The 22,311-nt window shown below is 45.4% G+C and carries 24 protein-coding genes; 22 read left to right on the top strand and 2 right to left on the bottom strand.

The window, feature by feature from the left end; all coding sequences use genetic code 11:
• Positions 1-13 precede the first annotated feature (13 nt).
• The 15 genes from ICN48_RS09845 (at position 14) to ccmI (ending at position 11,804) form a co-directional block, all read left to right on the top strand.
• On the top strand, positions 14-994 hold the full coding sequence (locus ICN48_RS09845) for a zinc-binding dehydrogenase (protein ID WP_216153514.1): 981 nt from the start codon (positions 14-16) through the stop codon (positions 992-994).
• A 129-nt stretch (positions 995-1,123) separates the two neighbouring features.
• Positions 1,124-1,489, top strand: a complete 366-nt coding sequence (locus ICN48_RS09840; RefSeq protein ID WP_255539531.1) for a carboxypeptidase-like regulatory domain-containing protein — start codon at positions 1,124-1,126, stop codon at positions 1,487-1,489.
• Between the two features lie 91 nt (positions 1,490-1,580).
• On the top strand, positions 1,581-2,435 hold the full coding sequence (locus ICN48_RS09835) for a metal-dependent hydrolase (RefSeq protein ID WP_216153512.1): 855 nt from the start codon (positions 1,581-1,583) through the stop codon (positions 2,433-2,435).
• Positions 2,436-2,468: 33 nt separating this feature from the next.
• Positions 2,469-3,215, top strand: coding sequence for a transporter substrate-binding domain-containing protein (locus ICN48_RS09830; protein WP_216153511.1), 747 nt, complete (start codon positions 2,469-2,471; stop codon positions 3,213-3,215).
• Between the two features lie 7 nt (positions 3,216-3,222).
• Positions 3,223-4,194: a tripartite tricarboxylate transporter substrate binding protein gene (locus ICN48_RS09825; protein WP_216153510.1), complete on the top strand. Its 972-nt coding sequence runs from the start codon at positions 3,223-3,225 to the stop codon at positions 4,192-4,194.
• A 22-nt stretch (positions 4,195-4,216) separates the two neighbouring features.
• Positions 4,217-4,768 carry a flavodoxin family protein gene (locus tag ICN48_RS09820; RefSeq protein WP_216153509.1) on the top strand — a complete coding sequence of 184 codons (552 nt, stop codon included), beginning with the start codon at positions 4,217-4,219 and terminating at the stop codon, positions 4,766-4,768.
• A gap of 180 nt (positions 4,769-4,948) precedes the next feature.
• Complete coding sequence (ccmA, locus tag ICN48_RS09815) at positions 4,949-5,638, top strand: cytochrome c biogenesis heme-transporting ATPase CcmA (RefSeq protein WP_255539530.1); 690 nt, start codon at positions 4,949-4,951, stop codon at positions 5,636-5,638.
• On the top strand, positions 5,635-6,300 hold the full coding sequence (gene ccmB, locus ICN48_RS09810; RefSeq protein ID WP_216153508.1) for a heme exporter protein CcmB: 666 nt from the start codon (positions 5,635-5,637) through the stop codon (positions 6,298-6,300). The genes ccmA and ccmB overlap by 4 nt, the downstream gene beginning before the upstream one ends.
• Positions 6,297-7,067, top strand: coding sequence for a heme ABC transporter permease CcmC (ccmC, locus tag ICN48_RS09805; RefSeq protein ID WP_216153507.1), 771 nt, complete (start codon positions 6,297-6,299; stop codon positions 7,065-7,067). Before ccmB ends, ccmC begins: the two co-directional genes overlap by 4 nt.
• Entirely contained in the window at positions 7,067-7,255 is a 189-nt protein-coding gene (ccmD, locus tag ICN48_RS09800) for a heme exporter protein CcmD (protein ID WP_216153506.1), read from the top strand. Before ccmC ends, ccmD begins: the two co-directional genes overlap by 1 nt.
• Positions 7,252-7,686, top strand: a complete 435-nt coding sequence (gene ccmE, locus ICN48_RS09795) for a cytochrome c maturation protein CcmE (protein WP_216153505.1) — start codon at positions 7,252-7,254, stop codon at positions 7,684-7,686. The genes ccmD and ccmE overlap by 4 nt, the downstream gene beginning before the upstream one ends.
• The gene (locus ICN48_RS09790; RefSeq protein WP_216153504.1) at positions 7,683-9,602 is read left to right on the top strand and encodes a heme lyase CcmF/NrfE family subunit; all 1,920 of its coding nucleotides are present in this window, start codon (positions 7,683-7,685) and stop codon (positions 9,600-9,602) included. Before ccmE ends, ICN48_RS09790 begins: the two co-directional genes overlap by 4 nt.
• The gene (locus ICN48_RS09785; RefSeq protein WP_216153503.1) at positions 9,599-10,129 is read left to right on the top strand and encodes a DsbE family thiol:disulfide interchange protein; all 531 of its coding nucleotides are present in this window, start codon (positions 9,599-9,601) and stop codon (positions 10,127-10,129) included. The genes ICN48_RS09790 and ICN48_RS09785 overlap by 4 nt, the downstream gene beginning before the upstream one ends.
• Complete coding sequence (locus ICN48_RS09780; protein ID WP_370624199.1) at positions 10,123-10,599, top strand: cytochrome c-type biogenesis protein CcmH; 477 nt, start codon at positions 10,123-10,125, stop codon at positions 10,597-10,599. The genes ICN48_RS09785 and ICN48_RS09780 overlap by 7 nt, the downstream gene beginning before the upstream one ends.
• A gap of 2 nt (positions 10,600-10,601) precedes the next feature.
• Positions 10,602-11,804: a c-type cytochrome biogenesis protein CcmI gene (ccmI, locus tag ICN48_RS09775; RefSeq protein WP_216153502.1), complete on the top strand. Its 1,203-nt coding sequence runs from the start codon at positions 10,602-10,604 to the stop codon at positions 11,802-11,804.
• Positions 11,805-11,811: 7 nt separating this feature from the next.
• Here ccmI and ICN48_RS09770 read toward each other — a convergent pair whose 3' ends face one another.
• Positions 11,812-12,573, bottom strand: a complete 762-nt coding sequence (locus ICN48_RS09770) for an SDR family oxidoreductase (RefSeq protein ID WP_216153530.1) — start codon at positions 12,571-12,573, stop codon at positions 11,812-11,814.
• A 114-nt stretch (positions 12,574-12,687) separates the two neighbouring features.
• Between ICN48_RS09770 and ICN48_RS09765 the strand changes: the two genes are divergently transcribed.
• The 3 genes from ICN48_RS09765 to ICN48_RS09755 are packed head-to-tail and all read left to right on the top strand — an operon-like array spanning position 12,688 to position 15,752.
• Positions 12,688-13,989 carry a TAXI family TRAP transporter solute-binding subunit gene (locus tag ICN48_RS09765; RefSeq protein ID WP_216153501.1) on the top strand — a complete coding sequence of 434 codons (1,302 nt, stop codon included), beginning with the start codon at positions 12,688-12,690 and terminating at the stop codon, positions 13,987-13,989.
• A 9-nt stretch (positions 13,990-13,998) separates the two neighbouring features.
• Positions 13,999-14,964: a tripartite tricarboxylate transporter substrate binding protein gene (locus tag ICN48_RS09760; RefSeq protein WP_216153500.1), complete on the top strand. Its 966-nt coding sequence runs from the start codon at positions 13,999-14,001 to the stop codon at positions 14,962-14,964.
• Positions 14,965-14,996: 32 nt separating this feature from the next.
• Complete coding sequence (locus ICN48_RS09755) at positions 14,997-15,752, top strand: 2OG-Fe dioxygenase family protein (RefSeq protein WP_216153499.1); 756 nt, start codon at positions 14,997-14,999, stop codon at positions 15,750-15,752.
• Positions 15,753-15,764: 12 nt separating this feature from the next.
• Here ICN48_RS09755 and ICN48_RS09750 read toward each other — a convergent pair whose 3' ends face one another.
• Entirely contained in the window at positions 15,765-16,748 is a 984-nt protein-coding gene (locus tag ICN48_RS09750; RefSeq protein ID WP_255539528.1) for a tripartite tricarboxylate transporter substrate binding protein, read from the bottom strand.
• A 58-nt stretch (positions 16,749-16,806) separates the two neighbouring features.
• Between ICN48_RS09750 and ICN48_RS09745 the strand changes: the two genes are divergently transcribed.
• From ICN48_RS09745 to ccoN, 4 genes are all read left to right on the top strand, one after another.
• The gene (locus tag ICN48_RS09745; RefSeq protein ID WP_255539527.1) at positions 16,807-18,069 is read left to right on the top strand and encodes a nitrate/nitrite transporter; all 1,263 of its coding nucleotides are present in this window, start codon (positions 16,807-16,809) and stop codon (positions 18,067-18,069) included.
• Positions 18,070-18,077: 8 nt separating this feature from the next.
• Positions 18,078-20,510, top strand: coding sequence for a heavy metal translocating P-type ATPase (locus ICN48_RS09740; protein WP_216153498.1), 2,433 nt, complete (start codon positions 18,078-18,080; stop codon positions 20,508-20,510).
• 9 nt (positions 20,511-20,519) lie between these two features.
• The gene (ccoS, locus tag ICN48_RS09735; protein WP_216153497.1) at positions 20,520-20,699 is read left to right on the top strand and encodes a cbb3-type cytochrome oxidase assembly protein CcoS; all 180 of its coding nucleotides are present in this window, start codon (positions 20,520-20,522) and stop codon (positions 20,697-20,699) included.
• A 166-nt stretch (positions 20,700-20,865) separates the two neighbouring features.
• A complete protein-coding gene (gene ccoN / locus ICN48_RS09730) occupies positions 20,866-22,305 on the top strand; it encodes a cytochrome-c oxidase, cbb3-type subunit I (RefSeq protein WP_216153496.1) in 1,440 nt (479 codons plus the stop codon).
• Positions 22,306-22,311: the final 6 nt, after the last annotated feature.

Genomic DNA, 22,311 nt, shown 5'->3' with positions numbered 1-22,311 from the left:
ATATAGGTGACATGTGACAAAAGCGCGAGTAGTTAGTCTTTCTGAATTAGGCAGTGCAGACGTAATCAAGGTAATTGATAAAGAGTTGCCCCCACCAGCAAAAGGTGAGGTGCAGATTCGTCAAACTGCTATCGGATTTAATTTCATTGACGTATATCAGCGCTCTGGCGTTTATCCATTAGAGATGCCTACTGGCCTAGGTCACGAAGCTGCTGGTGTTGTTGAGCATGTAGGAGAAGGCGTTACTGACTTTAAGGTTGGCGATCACGTTGTATATATGAATGCCGGTATTGGTGCATATGCAAGTGCGCGAAACGTAGCGGCTGACAAATTGGTTCAGATACCGAGCAATATTTCTGATGAAGTAGCTGCAGCTGTTTTCTTTAAGGCAATGACTGCGCAATATCTGGTGCAAAAGACTTATAAAGTAAAAGCAGGCGATATCGTTCTAGTGCACGCTGCTGCCGGTGGTGTTGGTCAAATTTTGGCTGGCTGGGCAAAAGCATTAGGTGCGTTTGTTGTTGGTACCGTGGGGGCACCTGCAAAATTCGCAGCGGCTAAAGAGGCGGGTTGTGATGCGGTAGTGGATTATTCCCAACCAACTTGGGTTGAGGATGTGCTTAAGGCCACTGGCGGTAAAAAAGCTAATGTAGTTTATGACTCAGTAGCTAAAACTACTTTCTTGGGATCGTTGGATTGCACTGCTCCATTCGGTACAGTTGCTTTGTTTGGAGCTGCTTCTGGACCGGCGCCTGAAATTCAGCCAGAAATTCTCAACAAGAAGGGCTGCCTGTTTTTGACAAGACCATCTGTCTTTCCGCATAACGCAACTCCAGCTTTATTAAAAGAAAATGCCAAGGCAGTATTTGATGCAATTGCTAAAGGTCAAGTCAAAGTACAAATCGGTGCTAAGTTTTCTTTGGAGCAGGCTGCGGATGCGCATCGTGCTGCCGAAGGAAGAAAAGTTTCCGGCGCTATTGTGATGACGCCCTAAGCTTAAGTGTTCTAGCGCACACAAGCCCTGTTGTTTTTTGCAACGGGGCTTTTTTTATATCTCAATCAGTCGTACTATGAAGATATGAAAACACTACTTAAAATAATTATCTCCACTCATCTAATTTTGATGAGCTCTTGGGCTTTGGCGCAAATTCCAGAGACGCAATATTCACAAGGGATTTCTTATGTCACTGGTGGCGTAGGTGAGGGTGAGACTGTTGCCATTCTTGCCCAAGCAAAGCAGTGGCCTTTGTTATTGGAAATGTCTCAAATTGAAAATGGCAGAGGCGTTTGGATATTTGGAGCATCCATCAAAATCACCAACTCAAAAAAGCAGGCTATTTTTGAGGCTCAAGCAGACGGTCCTTATATGCTAATTAACTTAGTGCCTGGTGATTATGCAATTGAGGCAACATACCAAGGGGTAGTCCAAAAGCGAGCACTTTCTATTAGTGCGGACTCTCCACAAAAGATTTCCCTATTTTGGAAGTAGTCGCTCACTAAATGACGCATTGCGTCATAAGCCTAAACAGCTAATTTGGTCTATAGTTTCTTGATTATTACGATAACGAGGAGACGTTCCAATGAAGGGCTTTTTAACTAAGGGTGGCTTGGGCCTATTGCTTGCAGCAGTTCTAGCCTCAGCATCGACAATCAGTAGTGCGCAAAATGCCGCACCTGCTGGAGCTCAAGGCAAAACAGAGGCGCTGTGGCTAGGGCAAGCAGGTTTTCGTATCAAAACTCCTCAGGGCAAAATGATTTTGATTGATCCCTGGATTACTGGTGGCCCTAAGACCCCACCGATGTATAAGACTGATTTAGCTGCGATTGGTCCGATTGATGTGCTGCTTGTGACTCATGCGCACGTTGATCACATTGGTGATGCTCCGGCTTTGGCTAAGATGAACAATATCAAGCTTTATGGTCCCGCAGATATGATCACACCCCTAACTACTTTAGGGGTGCTGCCAGCAGACTTAGGTCATCGCTTTAATAAGACAGGTCGTGTTACACCTGCTCCTGGGATTAAGGTAACTGCGGTACAAGCTGAGCATTCATCCCTATTAGTTTGGAAAAATCCTGCAACAGACAAGATGGAATCTCATCCTGCTGGAGAGCCAGTGGGCTACATCATCGAGTTGGAAAATGGATTCAAAATTTGGCATATGGGTGATACCGGCTTATTTAGCGATATGAAATTTATTAGCGAGCATTACAAGCCGGACTTAGTCATGATTCCAATCGGAGGAAATTTCACGATGGCACCAGACGATGCTGCATTTGCTTTGCGCACTTGGGTTAAGCCTAAGATGGTCATACCGATGCACTACAACTCCAATCCGATGACCAAGGGAACATTGGCTGAGTTTCAGGCGGCTATGAAGGGTAGCAATATCAAAATCATTCCAATGACTGAAGGCGAAACTGTTCAGTTCTAACTAGTTACCACCTTTTAAATTACGGAGATTCTTTTGAGTTCAATTTCTACCGAAGTGAGGGCGCAGCTTGCCCCTCACGGCGTTCTTTCTGCTGCGGTTTATCTAGGTAATTTTTTATTGGTTACTGGCCGCACCTCTGCAGGAGAGCCTACCGGTATAGCGCCAGACATTTGTCGTGCAGTAGCAAAGCGATTGGAAGTTCCGCTCGAACTGACGGGTTATGAATCCCAGGAAGAAGTAGTGGAGGCTGCTGCTAGTGGAAGATGCGGAATTGTTTTGGTAGGTTCTGATCCGGCGCGCGCTGAAAAAGTCACCTTTACCCCCGCTTATGTAGAGTTGGAGGCGACTTACTTAGTTTCCGATGATTCACCAATTCAAGATATTTTCCAAGTAGATCAACCGGGTGTTCGAATCGCATCTTTCTTTAAGAGTGCATACGATCACTGGTTACAGCGTAATCTAAAGCATGGCACTCTCGTTCATGCGGATAGTCTCCAGGCAAGCAATGAACTTTTTCTGAGTGAGCGTTTAGATGCGCTAGCTGGGCTTAAGACAGGCTTAGTTGCTTTTGCTAAAAAACATCCGGGCTTACGGATATTAGAAGGTCAGTTCACTGGTATTCAGCAGGCAATTGCTACCAAGAAATCTAATCTAGAGGCAATCACATTTTTAAGTACTTGTGTTGAAGAATTTATTCGCAGCGGTTTAGTGGCTGATTTGATTCGACAGTATCAATTACAAGGTTTAGCTGCTGCACCCATAAATCAAAATTCTTTATAAAAATAATATGAAAAAAATTGTTTTCACATTGAGTGTGCTGCTTGGGTTATTGGCTTGCCATATTGCAAATGCTCAAACTGGTACATACCCTAATCGACAAATCAAAATTATTTCTCCATTCGCTACTGGTGGTATTGCAGATGGATTTTCCAGAATCATTGCGCAGGGATTAAGCGAGGCTTTTGGCCAGCCAGTGATTGTGGAAAACAAAACTGGTGGTGGTGGAAACATTGGCGCAGACTTTGTTGCCAAATCCCCAGCAGACGGTTACACCTTAATTATGGGTAGTATTGGAACGCATGCGGTCAATCCCTATTTAGTGAAGAGCATGCCCTATGACCCACTAAAAGATTTTGTACCAGTGGTCTTTGTGCTGGATGCTGAAGGTTTGTTAGCAGTCAATCCAAATCTGCCGGTAAAAAATGTACCTGAGTTAATTGCCTATTTAAAGGCCAACCCTGGAAAGGTCTCCTATGGTTCCGGTGGTATTGGTACTGCTAGCCACTTAGCGGGCGAATTATTTGTAATGACTGCAAAAGTAGACATGACGCACATTCCATACAAAGGTAACGCCCTTGCCATTACGGATTTGATTGGCGGACAAACTCAAGTGATGTTTGCAACAATGCCCACCATTCTTCCTTATGTAAAAAGCGATAAGTTGCGAGGTCTAGCAGTAACTGGCGCAAGTAGGGATCCATCTATGCCAGATTTACCCAGTATTAGCGAAACCTTACCGGGATTTGATGTGAAGAATTGGATTGGCCTATTTGCGCCGGTAGGTACACCGCCAGCTATTGTTAAAAAGTTGCATGATGAGGTCGGCAAAATTATGCAGCAGCCAGCAGTACAAAAGAAGCTTGAGTCAGAGGGAGCAAAGTACTACGCAATGACTCCTGAGGCATTTGGGGCATTTCAAAAGAAGGAATCTGTACGCTGGGGTAAGATCATTAAAAGCGCTGGTATAAAGCCGGAATAACTGATTCTTTAAGGAAAACGAGATGACAAAAATCGCAGTAGTATTTCATAGTGGCTATGGTCACACAGTAAAACAAGCGGAAGCGGTTGCTAAGGGTGCTAACGCTACATTAGTTGCAATCGATGCTGAAGGAAATTTGACTGACGCGCAGTGGACAACTGTGAATGAGGCTGATGCAATCATTTTTGGTTCACCTACTTATATGGGAACCGTCAGCTGGCAATTTAAAAAGTTTGCTGATGCGAGTTCTAAGCAATGGTTTTCTCAGCAGTGGAAAGATAAAGTGTTCGGCGGGTTTACCAATTCAGCAACTATGAATGGTGACAAGCATTCCACATTGCATTATTTCTTTACCTTGGCTATGCAGCACTCTGGTTTATGGGTTGGCACTGGTTTGATGCCTTCTAACTCTAAAGCCGCTAAGCGTGACGACGTTAACTATGTTGGTTCGTTTGCTGGGGCGATGATGCAAACTCCTTCAGACGCTAGTGCGGATGAGGTGAATGTTGGGGACTTAGAGACTGCCAGACTCTATGGGCAACGTATTGCCGAAATTACTCAGCGACTTAAGTAAGTTTGGCAGGCTTGCTGTTCGCTAAGTACTTGATTTGATGAAGAAAACCACCTTCGGGTGGTTTTTTCTTTCTTGGCCGGCATTCCACCTACAGTCGGTTTATAATTTCATAAGTAATTGAATTGAAAGGGATTATTCCCTTAATTCCACTTTTGCTGGTTTGACAGCCCCTATGGGCTCTTGGACAATGCCTGGGGTGGTTTGATTCAAGCCATTGCCTACATGACAGCCGACACCTCCTTCTCCCCCAGCAAGCCACATCTAATGCTCCAAGCTCGCGCTCTTTGCTGTATTCGAGGCGAAAGAACGTTATTTCAGGATCTGAATTTAATGCTCTCAGGTGGTGAGTGTCTGCATGTTCGCGGTGAGAACGGTGTTGGAAAAACGAGTCTATTAAGGCTTTTGACGGGTTTATCTAAGCCAGAGGCTGGAGAAATTCTGTGGGGCGGTCAATCCATCTCTAAAGACATCGCTACCTATCATCGCGCGCTTTTATTTCTGGGGCATCGAGATGCTCTTAAAGAAGATCTCACGGCGCTAGAAAATTTACAACTATATGCAGCTCTTGATGGTGTTGATCTCTCCGATGAAAAAGCGTTATCTGCTCTCTGGCGTTTTGGTTTGCGCGGACGCGAACATTTACCAGTCAATTGTTTATCGGCAGGACAAAAGCGTCGCGTCTTAATGGCTCGCATGCTGACACGTCAGGCTAAGTTATGGATCTTAGATGAGCCATTTAATGCACTCGATATTCATGCGATGCAGGCATTGCAAGGACTAATTGGCGAGCATGTAGAGCAGGGTGGGTTGGTGGTATTCACTAGCCATCAAGAAGTGAGTCTTCCTCATGTGAGGGTGCTTGACCTATGAATGCCTTGTTAGCAATCATCCGCCGAGATTTACTCCTAGTAATGCGCCGTAAAAGTGAGGTGCTCACAGCCCTATTCTTTTTTGTGGTGGTGACTAGCTTATTTCCATTGGGCATTGGTGCAGACACAGCGTTGCTACGCAAAATTGCCCCTGGCGTTCTGTGGGTCGCGGCCCTGTTGTCGACCTTATTAGGCCTGCAACGTATGTTCGCGGCAGACTATCAAGATGGTGCTTTGGAGCAGCTCGCTTTATCACCCCAGCCTATGGTTGTGCTGGTAACTGGAAAAATTATTGCCCACTGGATTGTGTGTGGTTTGCCACTCGTGCTCTTGGCCCCGATTATTGGCATTCAGTTTGATCTAGATACCAGCTCCTTATATGTGCTGATGGGAACTCTATTGCTAGGTACCCCAGTGCTATCCTTGCTAGGCTCTATAGGCGCAGCATTGACCTTGGGGGTAAGGGGCGGCGGCATCTTATTAAGCTTATTAATTTTGCCTTTATATATTCCCGTACTCATTTTTGGTGCCGGCGCTGTTTATGCAAATAGTGTGGGCTTGGATACATCAGGCCATTTTTCATTGCTAGGCGCATTATTGATTTTGGCTTTAGCATTTGTTCCTTGGGTAAGTAGCGCCGCTGTCAAGATTGCGATTGAATGAATCAGGTAAATAATTTTTCTAATCACCGCTTGGTTAACTGGTTTAAGTTATCAAGCCCTAGTACCTTTTATCCGGTGGCGGGTAAGCTCATCCCATTCTTTTGGGTTTTGACTTTTTTATTTGGTGCTGCTGGTTTGTGGGTCAGTTTTTTTGTTGCCCCAGTAGATGCTGTTCAGGGCCAGGGTTATCGAATCATTTTTATCCACGTACCTGCCTCTTGGATGTCGATGTTTATCTATTTAGTGATGGCCGCATGGGCAGGTCTAGGCTTAGTTTTTAATACCCGCCTATCTGCCATGATGGCGCAGGCTCTTGCACCAATAGGTGCCTGGATGGCATTTCTGTCTTTATGGACAGGTGCTTTTTGGGGTAAGCCGATGTGGGGTGCTTGGTGGGTTTGGGATGCCCGCCTAACTTCAGAGTTGATTCTCTTATTTCTGTATTTGGGATTTATTGCCTTACGGGCATCTATCGATGATCCTCGTCGCGCTGATAAGTCTAGTGCTATTTTGGCTTTGGTGGGAGTGGTTAACGTGCCCATTATTTATTTTTCTGTGAAATGGTGGAATACCTTGCATCAGGGAGCATCTATTTCCCTAACAAAAGCTCCGGCTATGGCTCAAACCATGCTGTGGGGAATGCTTTTGATGGCTTTGTGTCTCTGGATGTACACCATTGCAGTCACCTTAATGCGAGTGAGGGCAATCATTTTGGAGCGTGAAGCCCACGCCGATTGGGTGAGACAATCAATTGAGGTGAAAAGCTGATGTGGAATAGTCCTTCTGAGTTTTTTGCCATGGGCGGCTACGCCTTGTACGTATGGAGCAGTTTTGGTGTTTGTGCGCTAGTGTTGATATTAGAGCCCCTATTTGTGCGTGCTCGTTTTAATGCAATCGTTCGCAGGTTAAAGCAAGAGCAATTAGCAGAGCAGTTTGATAAAGAGATTAGTAAGTGAAGCCTAGACATAAACGCGCATTGATTATTGTTGCTGCACTGGTTGCTATTGGAGTAGCTGCGCTTTTAATCCTGAATGCACTGAATAGTAATATCGCTTTATATGTCACTCCAAGTGAAGTAGCGGCTGGTAAAGCACCTCAAGGTCAAGCCTTCCGAATTGGCGGTATGGTGAAAGATGGCTCACTAAAACGCGATGGATTAACAGTGCACTTTGTGATCACTGACCTCGTGAAAGATATTCCGGTTGCATACACTGGCATCCTTCCTGATTTATTTAAAGAGGGTAAGGGCGCAGTTATTCAAGGCCGTATGAATGCTAATGGTGAATTTATTGCCAGTGAGGTGCTGGCTAAGCATGATGAGAATTACATGCCACCCGAAGCCAAACATGCTTTAGAGCAAGCTCAAAAAAATGGAAGTAATAAATGATTCCTGAGTTTGGGCATTACGCATTAGTCCTAGCGCTTTGTATTGCACTGATTCAAGGCGTTTTACCTTTGCTGGGCGCACACTTTGGCCGCCGTGATTGGTTGGTGTTAGCACGACCTGCCGCGCAAACTGTTTTCCTGTTGTTGGCGATTGCCTTTGGAATATTGGCTTGGAGTTTTTACGTCAACGATTTTTCTGTACTCTATGTTGCTGAGCACTCCAATTCGCAACTACCGATTATCTATCGATTGGGTGCGGTATGGGGTGGTCATGAAGGTTCGCTTCTCTTGTGGATCTTCTTACTAGCTACCTGGACTATTTTGGTGGCGCAGCTCTCCAAGGCGTTGGATGATTTCATGGTGGCACGAGTCATTGGTGTATTGGGTTTGGTTACTAGCGGTCTGTTGTTATTTGTTTTAACAACCTCAAACCCCTTCGAACGGTTATTGCCTGCAGCGCAAGATGGCCGCTCATTAAATCCACTCTTGCAAGATCCAGGCTTAGTATTTCATCCGCCAATGTTGTACATGGGTTACGTTGGTTTTTCAGTGGCATTTGCATTTGCGATAGCCTCTTTGTTATCAGGCAGATTGGATGCTGCATGGGCGCGTTGGTCACGACCTTGGACTACTGCCGCTTGGGTTTTTCTAACTCTCGGTATTGCGCTCGGTTCATGGTGGGCTTATTACGAATTGGGTTGGGGTGGTTGGTGGTTCTGGGACCCCGTTGAAAATGCCTCCTTTATCCCTTGGCTTGTAGGTACAGCCTTATTACATTCTTTGGCAGTGACAGAGAAGCGCGGTGGCTTTAAGAGCTGGACCGTCCTCTTGGCGATTACTGCATTCTCGCTATCACTGCTAGGTACCTTTTTAGTTCGCTCAGGTGTTTTAACCTCAGTGCATGCATTTGCAACTGATCCGAGACGCGGTATTTTTATCCTGATCTTTTTGTCTCTGGTGGTGGGCTCATCTTTATTGCTGTATGCATGGCGTGCACCGAAAAGCACAATGGGCGGTAAATTTAATTTGAGCTCTAGAGAAACATTTATCTTGCTTGGGAATGTATTTTTAGTGGTATCTGCTGGATCTGTACTGCTGGGTACGCTATATCCACTGCTGATTGATGCCCTGCATCTTGGCAAGATTTCTGTAGGCCCTCCTTATTTCAATAGCGTGTTTGTTCCCATCATGGTTCCTTTATTGGTATTGATGGGCATTGGCCCTTGGTCGAGTTGGAAGCAAAGTAACTTATTGGCCATCATTAAGCGCTTATGGTTGGCAGGTGTAGTTGCTTTAATCGCAGGCATAGCAATCCCATTCGTTATGGGGCAATTTACCTGGCTTGCAGGTATGGGCTTCATGCTTGCTTTTTGGGTGATTGCCTCTGGTTGCATGCAAATCGCGCGCCAAGCAAAAGCCGGCAAGCCCACACGTTCTTTTATTGGTATGCAAGTAGCGCATTTAGGTATTGCTATTTTTGTGATTGGTGTCACGATGGTTGGCGCTTATCAAGAAGAAAAAGATGTACGCATGTCAGCGGGCGATACAGTAACAGTTGGCGGTTATCAAATTCAGCTTCAAGGTGTCAATGCAGCTCGTGGCCCAAATTACCAAGCAATACGCGGTACATTCATAATGTCCAAAAATGGCAGTGGTCAGATCAGCCTCTATCCCGAGAAGCGCAGTTACTTCTCATCAACTATGCCAATGACAGAGGCGGCGATTGATGCAGGGCTCACTCGTGATATTTACGTGTCACTGGGTGAAGAGCTGGGAGATCAGTCTTGGGCTGTACGTGTTTATTACAAGCCTTTCGTTGATTGGATTTGGGGTGGTTGCCTGCTAATGGCTTTAGGTGGCGTATTGGCGATGTCAGATAAGCGTTATCGCTTGAAATTGAGGAGCAAATTCTCATGAAAGCGAAATTTTTAATCCCACTCGTTTTGTTTATTGGCTTGGTGGTCTTTTTGGCAATTGGATTAAATCGGGATCCACATGAAGTTCCATCACCCTTAATTAACAAGCCAGCTCCTGCATTTGAGGTTTCTCAATTGACCGAGGCGAATAAAATATTTTCTCCTGCAAGTATGAAGGGTCAGGTATGGATATTGAATGTTTGGGCATCCTGGTGCGTAGCTTGTCGTGAAGAGCATCCCGTCTTAGTGGAGTTAGCTAAATCTCAAGTAGCACCAGTCATTGGTTTGGACTACAAAGATAAGCGTGAAGATGCTTTAGCAATGTTGGCAAAGCAGGGCAATCCATATGTTCTCTCCGCCTTTGATGGTAATGGTCGCGTTGGTATCGACTACGGTGTTTATGGTGTACCTGAGACCTACATTATTGATAAAGCGGGTTTGATTCGCTTTAAGCATATCGGCCCACTAACAATGGATTTGCTGAACCAGAAAATTTATCCTTTGCTAAGTGAGCTTAAGAAATCATGAAAAAGATTTTTTTAATTGCTCTCTTCACTTTATTCGTATTGGGTCTGGGTGGCGCCATTGCTAATGAGGCGGCGCCATTGGCGGATGATCCTGTCACGGAGCAGCGATTAATTAGTATCTCCGAAGAAATGCGCTGCTTGGTATGTCAGAACGAATCTTTAGCTGGCTCTCGTTCGGATCTCGCAAATGATTTACGTCGTGAAATCCGTATATTGATCAAAGAGGGCAAGAGCGATGATCAAATTCGTTCGTTTATGGTTGAGCGCTATGGTGATTTCGTGCTCTATCGTCCACCAGTAAAGCCGGTGACATGGTTGCTTTGGATTGGCCCGTTTGTTATTTTGGGTCTTGGTATTGTTGGACTTTTAATGTATCTAAGGCGTAGAAACAGCAGTGTGCCGACTATTGCTCTGACCGATGCTGATAATCAGAAAATTGATGCCATGCTCAATGCGACTGATAAGAAATAGGAATGAATTTAGTGACTAGCTTCTTGATTCCCGCTTTTCTGCTTCTGGTATTAGTGCTGCTATTACTGCTGCGACCTTTTATATTTCCCGCGAAGAGTAAGGCAACATCGCGTCGTCAGATGAATGCCACTATTTACCGAGAGGAGCTCGATAAATTAGAAGTCGAACATCAATCGGGCGCCATCACTTCAACCGATTATGAAATTGCTCATGCAGAAATGCGTCAGCGACTTTTTCAAGACACTATTGAGGAAGATGATCGAGAGGTTGCCGGATCCACCAAGAAGACTGCAATTGGCTTGTGCCTCTTTATTGTCTTGCTATCGTCGGCGCTATATTTCTCTTTAGGGGATGTGGTTCGTGTAGCTCAAAAAAATTCTGAGAAACCGGTCACTCAAGAGGGTGTCGAGAAAATGGTGGCCGAGTTCGCCATCAAAATGGAAAAAGATCCAACAAACCTAAAAGGGTGGGCGATGTTGGCTCGCTCTTACCGAATCTTGGGTCGTAATGAAGATGCTGCTAAAGCTTATGCACGTGCCGGTAACTTTATAGATTCTGATCCGCAATTATTGGCCGACTATGCAGATGTATTGGCCAGTAATGCAAACGGCAGTTTTACTGGAAAGCCTATGCAGTTAATTAACCAGGCTCTTAAGCTCGATCCCAATAACTTGATGGCTCTTTGGCTTGCTGGAACTGCATCTTATAACTCTGGTAATTACAAGGTAGCAGTGCAGACTTGGGAAAAACTAGCAAAACAAATTCCGTCCGATACTGATGAAGCGCGAGCTATCCAGGGATCGATTGCCGAGGCGCGCTCTAAAGGTGGCTTAGCTACCACTGCTACTACACTAGCTGCCTCTTCTGGAAAAGAAATCAGTGGCAAGATTGAAATATCTGCCGAACTCAAATCCAAAATCAAGCCTGGCGATATTGTGATGGTGATAGCTCGTAAGCCAGGTGAGCGTATGCCAGTGGCAGTCTTAAAGATGCCTGCCAGCAATTTTCCAATGAGCTTTGCTTTGAATGATGCCCTAGCAATGAACCCTAGCGCACCTCTCTCGCAGTTGTCTGAAGCAAGTATTGAGGTGCGCATCTCAAAAACAGGAATGGCTAAGCCAGAGGCGGGGGATTTAATCTCTTTGGCGCAAACGATTAAAGTCGGTGCTAATAATGTGCGTCTGCTAGTCGATCAAGTTCGATAGTAAGACTTTAGCCCCTGCCTACAAAAGGCATGTTAGTAGCCATAATGGTCATGGAGAGAATATTGCTTTCTAGCGGAAGCTGAGCCATGTGAAGTACCGCCTCTCCAACATGATCCACATCCATTCGTGGCTCTACCTTAATAGATTGATCAGCCTGCATAATTCCAGCTGCCATGCGCTCGGTCATCTCTGTAGCAGCATTGCCGATATCGATTTGTCCGCAGGCAATATTAAATGCGCGTCCATCGAGTGCAATCGTTTTAGTCAGGCCACTAATAGCATGTTTTGTTGCGGTATAAGGTGCCGACATTGGGCGCGGTGCATGTGCAGAGATTGAACCGTTATTGATAATTCTGCCGCCTTGAGGAGACTGGGCTTTCATCATGCGAATCGCTTCTTGTGAGCATAAGAATGCTCCGCACAGATTGGCATTCACTACATTCATCCACTGTTCGTAACTCAGGTCTTCCATGGGAATGGCTGGTGCACCCATCCCGGCATTATTAAAGAGGACATCAATGCGGCCAAACTTATTACGAAGAGCAGCAAATAGATTTTTGACTTCATCGGGTTTGCCAACGTCGCAAGATACGGCAAGACAATTAATCTGATTGCCACCGATATCAGAGATAGCCTTTTCTAATTTATCTAGACTGCGCCCGGTTAGAACCACTTGATAGCCGCCCTTAAGAAGGGCTTTTGCTGCTGCCCTGCCAATACCAGTTCCTGCGCCAGTGACTAGGGCTACCTTGGTTTTTGCTGAATTCATAATGGTCTTGGGAGCATCTAAAAGTATCATCTTATCTCGATTTGGATGATCGGTTTTGAAACCTTTTCCTAATGCCATGGTCGGGGCATAATGCAAAAAACATAAGAGACTTTCATGAATTTTATTAAAAAACAAATGTACAACCCCTTAGCTATAACAGCTGCCTTTTTTGCGCTGTTAATTATTCTTTTTGGTGTGCTGTGGGTTCTGGTCCCACCACCACCCAAGTCAATCGAAATGGCAACCGGCTTTCCTACTGGGCTGTATTACCAATTTGGAGAGCGCCTCAAGGCAGAGGTATCCCAAGATGGTGTTGAACTGAAGGTGCGTTCTACGGGCGGTACGATAGATAACCTCAATCTCTTAAATGATCCCCAATCTGGGGTGGATTTTGCGATGGTTCAGGGCGGGGTTGCCAAGATTAGCGACTATCCCAATTTGGTGTCCATCGCAGGAATGTTTTATGAACCAATTTGGGTTTGGTATCGCGAAGGTGCCTTCAAGTCTGAAGGTGGCCAACTGAAGATATTGAGTCAGCTCAAGGGCAAGAACATCTCCATAGGCAATGAAGGAAGCGGCACTTTGGCGCTCACTCAGGATTTATTGCATGCTAGTGGCATGACTGAAAAAGAATTTGGCGCACAAAAACTAAAGCCTGATGAGGCTATAGCCAAGTTAAGCAATGGTGAGTTGGATGCAGTATTTATCGTGGCTGCAGCAGAGGCACCGGTTCTGAAAAAGTTTTACGCTATTCCCGGAATTCGTTTAATGAACTTTGATCAGGCAGATGCCTGCACTCGCAATCTTCCGTATTTATCAAAGGTCACTGTGCCTAGGGGGCTATTGAGCATTCAATACGATCAACCCCGTCAGGATATTCAGGTAATGGCGGCGACCGCCACTTTAGTGGCTCATGACAATGTGAGTCCAGCTTTGGTTTCGCTATTGCTCAGCGCTTCATACGACATCTTGAAATCTTACTCACGTTTACAAAAGGTGGGCGAGTTTCCCTCTGGTTCTGGATTGGATTTTCCATTACATGCTGATGTCGAGATCTATTTAAAAGATGGTCCTTCATTCTTGCATCGCCACTTACCGTTCTGGACTGCAGTATGGGCCGGACGTTTTGTAAAAATTGTTATTCCATTGCTGGTAATCTTAATCCCACTATTTACCTATATTCCAACAACTAAAAATTTCTTATTACGCCTCAAGCTAGCCCAAGTGTATGAAGAGCTCAAAGTCATTGAGCGGAATGCGCAAAATCCTGCGCTAAAAGAAAAGAACTTTAAAGATCTAGAGAATATTGAGAGGCGTGTTGGCAATATTAAGGTCTCGATGTTGGATGCGAAAGAGCTATATGACCTTAAGGGGCATGTGGGCGAAGTACGCATGCGCTTAAGCTTGGTTCACTAAGGAGGCTAGATGTATAAAACAATTCAAAATCTATTGTTAGCATTAGGTGTCGCCATTTGCTTTGGAGTTCAAGCACAGGGCTATCCCAATAAACCCATATCGATGGTTGTTCCTCAGACTGCTGGAGGCACCAACGATATTGTTGCGCGCTTGATTGCGCCCGCATTTGGTGAATCCATTGGCGCTTCCATTGTGGTTGAAAATAGGCCGGGTGCCGGAGGCAATATTGGTACTCAAAGTGTTGCCCGTTCGGCGAAGGATGGCTATAGCTTATTACTGACTATTAACAGCGCGCAAGCTATTAATCCATCCATTTATAAAAATCCTGGCTTTGATCCTATTAATGATTTTGTACCTTTGTATTACATTGGTGCTACTCCTTACGTCCTGGTATCACCACCAGGTTCACCCTACAAAACATTGGCTGATGTTGTGGCTGCGGCCAAGAAGAGGCCTGGTGAGCTGTCTTATGCTTCAGCCGGTAATGGCACGATTAGTCATTTGTTGGGCGCTATGCTCAATGCTAGCGCTGGAATTGATATGCAGCATATTCCATATAAAGGAGTGGCTCCAGCCATCAACGATGTATTGGGTGGGCAGGTACCTTTGGCATTTGCAAGCCTACCCTCTGCTTTAAATTACATTAAGGCCGGCAAGCTGCAGGCAATTGCCATTAGCTCGGCTAAACGATCCAGTGCAGCACCAGACATTCCGACAATTGCAGAAACCTATCCTGATTGCGTGGGTGAGGTTTGGGTGGCGATCTTTGCGCCTATCGGTGTCAGCGCAGATGTGGTGAAGAAGATTCAGGCGGCAATGGATAAGACGATGTCCAAATCAGATGTGCGTGAAAAGTTAACTGCACAGGGCTTGGATCTATCTCCTGTGCCCCCCACGAAGTTAAGTGCCTTATTAAAAGATGAGTTGGCAAAGTGGGCAAAAATTGTCAAAGTATCTGGCGCTCAGTTAGATTAACGAATTTTCCCCGCTTAACCTAAAATAGAGCTATGACGATTGCTGGCCTTGCGCCCCCACTGACCCCTCTCAAGCAGATTGATGAGGCTTTGCGTAATGACGGGTTTGCAGTTGTTTCAGCTCAGACTGTTGCTCAGTTTAGTCATATTGAATTGCCCAGCCTTCAAAGGCTCACGCAGTTTTGGGAAAATTTACCGCGTGACCCATACCTAAAAGATGGTGGCCGCTATCGCTTTCGCCGTCATGCTAGCTACCAAATTAAAGGCAACGACCTTGCCTTGGTTCCACATCGTGCGCATTGGCAGTCTCTTGATTACAACGCATTGCATGGTGGGATTGAACGTTGGTTTGAGCCTATTCAAGGTGAGTTGCTGAATGACTCTGCTTGGCAATCGGTATTGCTTGGGCTTGCTCAGATCCTCAATGGTTTAAAGCCAGTCAATACCTGGTTTGTTGAGGCGCATCAATTTCGAATTGATACCACTGATGGAATTGGGCGTCCGACGCCTGAAGGCGCTCATCGTGATGGCGTTGATTTCGTAGCAGTCTTCTTGTTAGATCGAGAGGGTATTAAGGGTGGTGAGACCAGAATATTTGATACTTCCGGATCTGCGGGATTGCGTTTTACTCTAACGCAACCCTGGTCTTTATTGCTGATGAATGATCAACGCATGATTCATGAATCTACACCCATTCAGCCGATAGCCAAATATGGCTATCGAGATACTTTGGTTCTCACTTATCGCTCTAACGGTTTCCAAGATTCACCTAATCGTAGCCAGCAATAAAAACTGCTGCTTTTATTCTGGCTCCATGCCAGCTTCTTTGATGGCTTTGGCCCACTTCACTGTTTCTAGCTTAATTTTTTGTCCCAGTGCTTCGGGCGTTCCGGGCTGAGTTTCAAAGCCCATGGCGGAGAAGCGCTCAATCAACTCTTTCGAATTTGCGGCATCGTTAATTGCTTTATTCAGTTTGGTAACAGTTTCTTTTGGCATCCCGGCAGGCCCAAAGGCAGCAAAGAAAGCAATGAGTTCGTAGCCTTTAGTGCCCAAGGCCTCGTTGACAGTAGGTAACCCAGGAATAGCTGGAGAGCGCTTAAGTGAGGTTACCGCAAGACCACGGATTTTCCCAGCTTGTACTTGAGGTAAAGAGACCCCAAAGTCAGAGGTGAACATATTGACCTGACCGCCGATTAAATCAGTCATCGCATTAGGCCCGCTTTTATATGACACGCCAGTCATTTTGATATCAGCAAAACTTCCCAACATTTCTGAAGAAACGCGCTGCGATGTACTCGCATAAGCAAAAGTGATTTTCCCTGGGTTTGCTTTAGCTAGTGACACAAATCCGTTGAGTGATTTAACGGGTACATCGTTATTGACGGCAATGATGAGTGGGGCCGAGCCAAAGTACCCAATGGGTGTAAAAGCAGTGTCTTGGTTGTAGGGCAGTTTCTTGACAAGACTTTTCAGGGCTGCATTAGTGCTATTTGTGCCAAACAAGATTGTGTATCCATCTGCGGGTGCTTTGGCCACAAAATCTGCACCAATTAGTCCATTTGCTCCAGGGCGATTTTCAATCACCACGGGCTGGCCTAAGGTCTCAGACATTTTTGCAGCAAAGGCACGTCCAATTTGATCTGTAGTGCTTCCAGGTGCAAATGGAACAATCGCCTTAATGGGCTTTGAGGGATAGTTATCTGCAATGGCTAAAGGGCTTAACAGGCCAATAAACAGGCTGATGCTAATTTGCATTAGGCTGCTGGTAAATAATTTACTGTTCATGCTGTCTCCATCTTGTTTTTAATAGTGTAACGGGTCTCTTTTGTTCTGGGCGAGTAGAATGAGTTCACGTTTCTACCAACTATTTATGCGCTTTCGTTCAGCTGGCTATACCCCTCTAATGCTCTTGGCACAAACCTGTGCTTTATTGGGCTTTGCTTGTTACGCTGTTGTACTGACTACTTTGCAAGAAGAGTGGCATTTAAGTAACTTGCAGTCGGGTTTAATTGCCAGCGCCTTCTTCTTCGGCTACATGCTGGCTGTGCCATTAGCTACCGCGTTAACTGATCGGGTTGATGCACGTAAGGTCTATCTGGTAGGTGGCCTGATCGCCACCGCTGGACTCTTAGGTATGAGTTTGCTCGCATATAACTTTTGGACGGCGCTATTGTTTATGGCTTTGAATGGCGCTGGTCTTGCAGGTACCTATATGCCCGGGCTCAAAATTTTGTCTGATCGCATTCAGTCAGGAGAGTTAACGCGCCACATTGCGTTCTACACAGCCTTCTTTGGCATTGGCACTGGCTTTTCTTATTTATGTTCGGGTTGGATGCTAAGTGCGCTGGGTTGGCACTATGTGTTCGGTTTGATTGCATTGGGTCCATTGAGTGCCTTTTTGATTGTCTTAATGCTGATTCCAGCACTAGATCATGAAAAATGGAAGGGTCCAATTCGCATCCGCTTGCATGACATTTTCCCTGTAGATAAATGGAAATTGGTTTTGCAGGACAAGAATGCATCAGGCTATATTTTCGGTTATACCGCGCATACCCTGGAGCTCTTTGCCTCTAGAAGTTGGATTGTTGCCTTCTTTGCTTTTTGCGCGGTTGCCTCTGGAGAGACATTCTTTTTGACTGCCACTACATTGGCAGGAGTAATTAATTTCTTTGGCGTACCTTCTTCCATACTGGGAAATGAAATTGCTTTGAAAATAGGGCGTCAAAAATGGATCTGTATTGTGATGTTGACTAGCGCCTTATTAGGTATCGCATTCGCTAGCTCTACAGGCCAATCATGGTGGTTGGTTGTTGCTCTTGCTATAGGGCATGCTATTTTTATCATGGCTGACTCCTCAACACTCACTGCGGGCTTGGTGATTAGCGCACAAGAAAATATCAAAGGTGCCGCTATGGGTCTGCACTCCTTAATGTGTTTTGGTGGCGGCTTATTAGGCCCAGCTATTTTTGGTTTCGTTTTGGATGTTTCTGGTTCTCGTGCTTCGCAAGTTTCTTGGGTATGGGCATATTTTGCTGTCGTCATCTGGGGAGTTTTATTTGTGATTTATGAGCGTCGTAGGGGTTGGGGTAGTTCAGTGCGTGGATGAATCATTAGATGAATCAGAAAAATTCTTTGATTTGCTATCACTGCTCAAGTCAGATTCTTCCTGGTGAATTAATCGAGGCAGAATTGAGTGGTGAGCCCCGAGCATTTTGCTGTCCGGGCTGTATGGCGATCGCACAAACGATTCATGGTGAAGGTCTTGCTGTTTTTTATGCCAGACGCTCTCAGTCTGGCGATAAGCCGGCAGCCTATCTTGCTAGTAATGAGATTCCAGAAAAGCTAAGGCCTTATGATGATCCCTCATTACTTGGTCGTTTCACTCGTCCATCTGGAAGTGATGGCAATCTTGAGACCACTTTACGTTTAGAAAAAATTCGATGCGCAGCTTGTGTTTGGCTGTGCGAACAACATTTGCGTCGTAATGCGGGTGTTCAAGATGTGCAAATTAATTACGTTACGCAAAAAGTGATGGTGCGTTTTTCACCGGATAAAACGAGTCTAGCAAGATTACTTTTTGAAATTGAGCGCATTGGTTATGAAGCTTGGCCTTTTGAGCCTTCTCAATCTTTGGATAGGGCAAAAAAGGAACGACGCAGCCTTCTTCTGCGGCTTGGTGTAGCGATGCTAGGCATGATGCAGGTCATGATGTACGCATGGCCGACTTATGTTGGTGCTGATATTACGCCTGAATTTGAGGTCCTTTTGGGTTGGACGAGTTGGGCCTTAACCGTGCCAGTGATGGTGTACTCGGCAGGACCAATATTTCAAGCGGCTTGGCGTAGCGTGCAATCATTCAAACAAACCCATATGTTAGGCATGGATGTGCCAATCGCATTGGCTCTTGCTCTGGCGTTTACTGCAGGCACAATTAATTTAGTTACTGGCGCGGGCCATAGCTATTTTGATTCCATCACGATGTTTGTTGCATTTATTTTGGCGGCGAGATATGTGGAGTTGTTGGCAAGGCAAGATGCGCAAGGTGGAGCTGAGGCTTTAGCAAAGCAATTGCCTGCAACATGCGAGCGCGCATTGAATTATCCGACCTCCCTAGAGATTGAAGTTGTCCCTGTTGTGAATTGCAATCCTGGTGAGGTGCTGCGTGTTTCTCCTGGTGAAGTATTGCCTGCGGATGGCATTTTGATTGAGAACCCTAGCGCCTTAGATGAATCTTTATTGACTGGTGAATCTAAGCCTGTTGAGAAAAAGATTGGGGATCGCGTATACGCTGGAACCCACAATATTCTCAATCCATTATTGATGAGAATCGAGGCGGTTGGGCAGTCTACGCGCATTGCGGGTATTGCTTCTTTGTTAGATCAAGCATTGCTTGCTAAGCCGGTAATGATCAGTCTTGCAGAAAAGTGGACTGCATACTTTGTTGCCTTCTTATTGTTCGGCGCATTTGCTTCCTCAGCTATTTGGTTGTACTTTGACCCCAGCCGTGCATGGACTGTTTTAGTCTCCGTTTTGGTTGCCAGCTGTCCTTGCGCTTTATCACTTGCAGTACCTACTGCGATGGCAGCAGCACAAGGTACGGTAACTAAATTAGGCTTACTCATCGTACGCGGACATGTGATGGAGGGCTTGGTAAAGGCAACCGATTTGGTGTTGGATAAAACAGGCACCTTAACGATGGGTCAACCAGAGTTACAAGAAATTATTCATTTACGCGCGGGCTATCGACGTGAAGATGCATTGGCTTTAGCTGCCGCATTGGAGGCTGGACAAAGACATCCCTTAGCGCTTTCTTTGATGCGTGCTGCCGTAACTGAAAAAATATCCTTACCCGTATTGACTGAGCCTGTGGTGAATCAGTTAGGGAAAGGTTTGAGTTCGGGGGCATATCGCTTAGGAAGTGCCTTGTGGCTAGGTGTGGAGCAGGGTGCTCAGCTTGGTCAATACGGACAAGTGCATTTAGCAGATACACAAGGCTTAATAGCCAGCTTTGTATTCTTAGACACACCTAGAGCGGGGTTAGAGCAATTCTTAACGGTAGTGAAATCCAGAAAGATTGTGGTGCATTTAGTTTCAGGTGATGATTGCGCTACTGTTGCTTGGTGGGCTAAGCATGTTGGCATCGATCATTATCAGGGTGGCTGCACACCTGAGGATAAATATGATTATATTGAGCGCTTGCAAAAAGAAAATCGTTTTGTGTGGGCAATTGGCGATGGTGTTAATGATGCGCCTTTACTGGCTCATGCTGATGTCTCCATTGCAGTTGGCGCAGGAGCGCCATTGGCGGCAGCGGGGGCTGATGCAATTCTGACTGCCATCTCCTTAGGGCCTCTAGCTAAAACTTTACAACTGGCTGACAAGACTCAAGCCATCATTAAAGAGAATTTATGGTGGGCCTTAGCGTATAACTTGTTGGCTATTCCTGCTGCAATGATGGGTTTAGTCAATCCCTGGGTTGCTGGTATCGGTATGTCACTTTCTTCTCTTGCGGTGACTTTAAATGCTTGGCGTTTACGAAAAGCTTAGACTATAAGGATGGAAAGTCTATTTCTACTCATCCCTTTATCGCTAGTTCTGGTTGGTCTATTGGTCTGGATTTTGCGTTGGTCTATCAAAAGCGGTCAATTCGATGATTTGGATGGTCCGGGGCACGCTATTTTGATGGATGATGACACTCCAGCACCCCAAGAAGTTAGTAAGCACTCTCAAAAATAGCTATATATCTTAATGCCCTAAGAAATTGAAGAATTTACTTTTGGGTAGGATCTGAATTTGCCCCATCCTTTTTGATGTAGATCAAACTGCCCCTACAGGCTTACTTTGATAATTAATTCAGTCTATTTGGATTATGTCGTTGTTTGGTCACAAAAAAGGAGAAACCATGGGACTTACCGTGGGGAGTAATCAAGACACCTTCAATTACAAGGTTGTCAGCCAATTTGCCATCGTTACTGTGCTTTGGGGAATTGTTGACATGCTTGTGGGAGTTATCCTCGCAGCCCAGTTGATCTGGCCTGAAATCACTTTTAATATTCCTTGGCTGAGCTATGGTCGCTTGCGTCCTTTGCACACTAATGCAGTGATTTTTGCTTTTGGTGGATCAGCTTTATTCGCAACATCCTATTACATCGTTCAGCGTACATGTCAGGCGCGTTTGTTTTGTGACAAGCTAGCAGCCTTTACCTTCTGGGGTTGGCAGGCAGTTATTGTGCTGGCTGCAGTGACATTGCCATTGGGCATATCAACCTCAAAAGAATACGCTGAGCTTGAGTGGCCGATTGATATTTTGATCACTGTAGTTTGGGTAGCTTACGCAGTTGTTTTCTTTGGCACCATCATGAAGCGCAAAACGAAACATATTTACGTTTCGAACTGGTTCTTCGGTGCATATATTCTGACTATTGCCATTCTGCATATCTTTAATAACTTAGAGATGCCTGCAACATTATGGAAGTCCTATTCCGCATATGCTGGGGTACAAGACGCGATGGTTCAGTGGTGGTATGGTCACAACGCAGTAGGCTTCTTCTTGACTACTAGCTTCTTGGGCATGATGTATTACTTCATTCCAAAGCAGGCTGAGCGTCCAATCTATTCATATCGTTTGTCGATTGTTCACTTCTGGGCTTTGAACTTTACGTATATGTGGGCAGGCCCTCACCACTTGCAACACACTTCTTTGCCCGACTGGACTCAGTCGCTCGGTACTGTGTTCTCTTTAATTTTACTAGCTCCTTCTTGGGGCGGAATGATCAACGGCATCATGACATTGTCTGGCGCTTGGTATAAATTACGTCGTGATCCGATCTTAAAATTCTTGGTAGTAGCATTGTCCTTCTACGGTATGTCTACTTTTGAAGGCTCCATGATGTCCATCAAGACAGTGAACAGTTTGTCTCACTACACAGACTGGACTATTGGACACGTGCACTCTGGAGCTTTAGGTTGGGTAGCCATGATTACTATTGGTTCTCTCTACTATCTAATTCCACGCTTGGTTGGGCAAAAAGAAATGTACAACACCAAGTGGATTGAGTTGCATTTCTGGATCGCCACTATTGGTGTTGTTCTTTATATCGCTGCAATGTGGATTGCCGGTGTTATGCAAGGTTTGATGTGGAGAGCATTTGAACCAGATGGCACATTGACATACAGCTTTGTCGAGTCTGTTAAAGCGACTTTCCCTTTCTATGTCATTCGTTTGATGGGCGGCTTGTGCTATCTAAGCGGCATGTTCTTAATGGCGTATAACGTCTTCAAAACAGTGCAGGGTAAAACTTTTGTAAATGCGCCTATTCCAATGGCCGTTGCTGAACACTAAAAGGAG

This window comes from Polynucleobacter sp. JS-Safj-400b-B2 (genome assembly GCF_018881975.1).
GTDB lineage: Bacteria > Pseudomonadota > Gammaproteobacteria > Burkholderiales > Burkholderiaceae > Polynucleobacter.
This window is presented reverse-complemented; position numbering and strand designations above follow the sequence as displayed.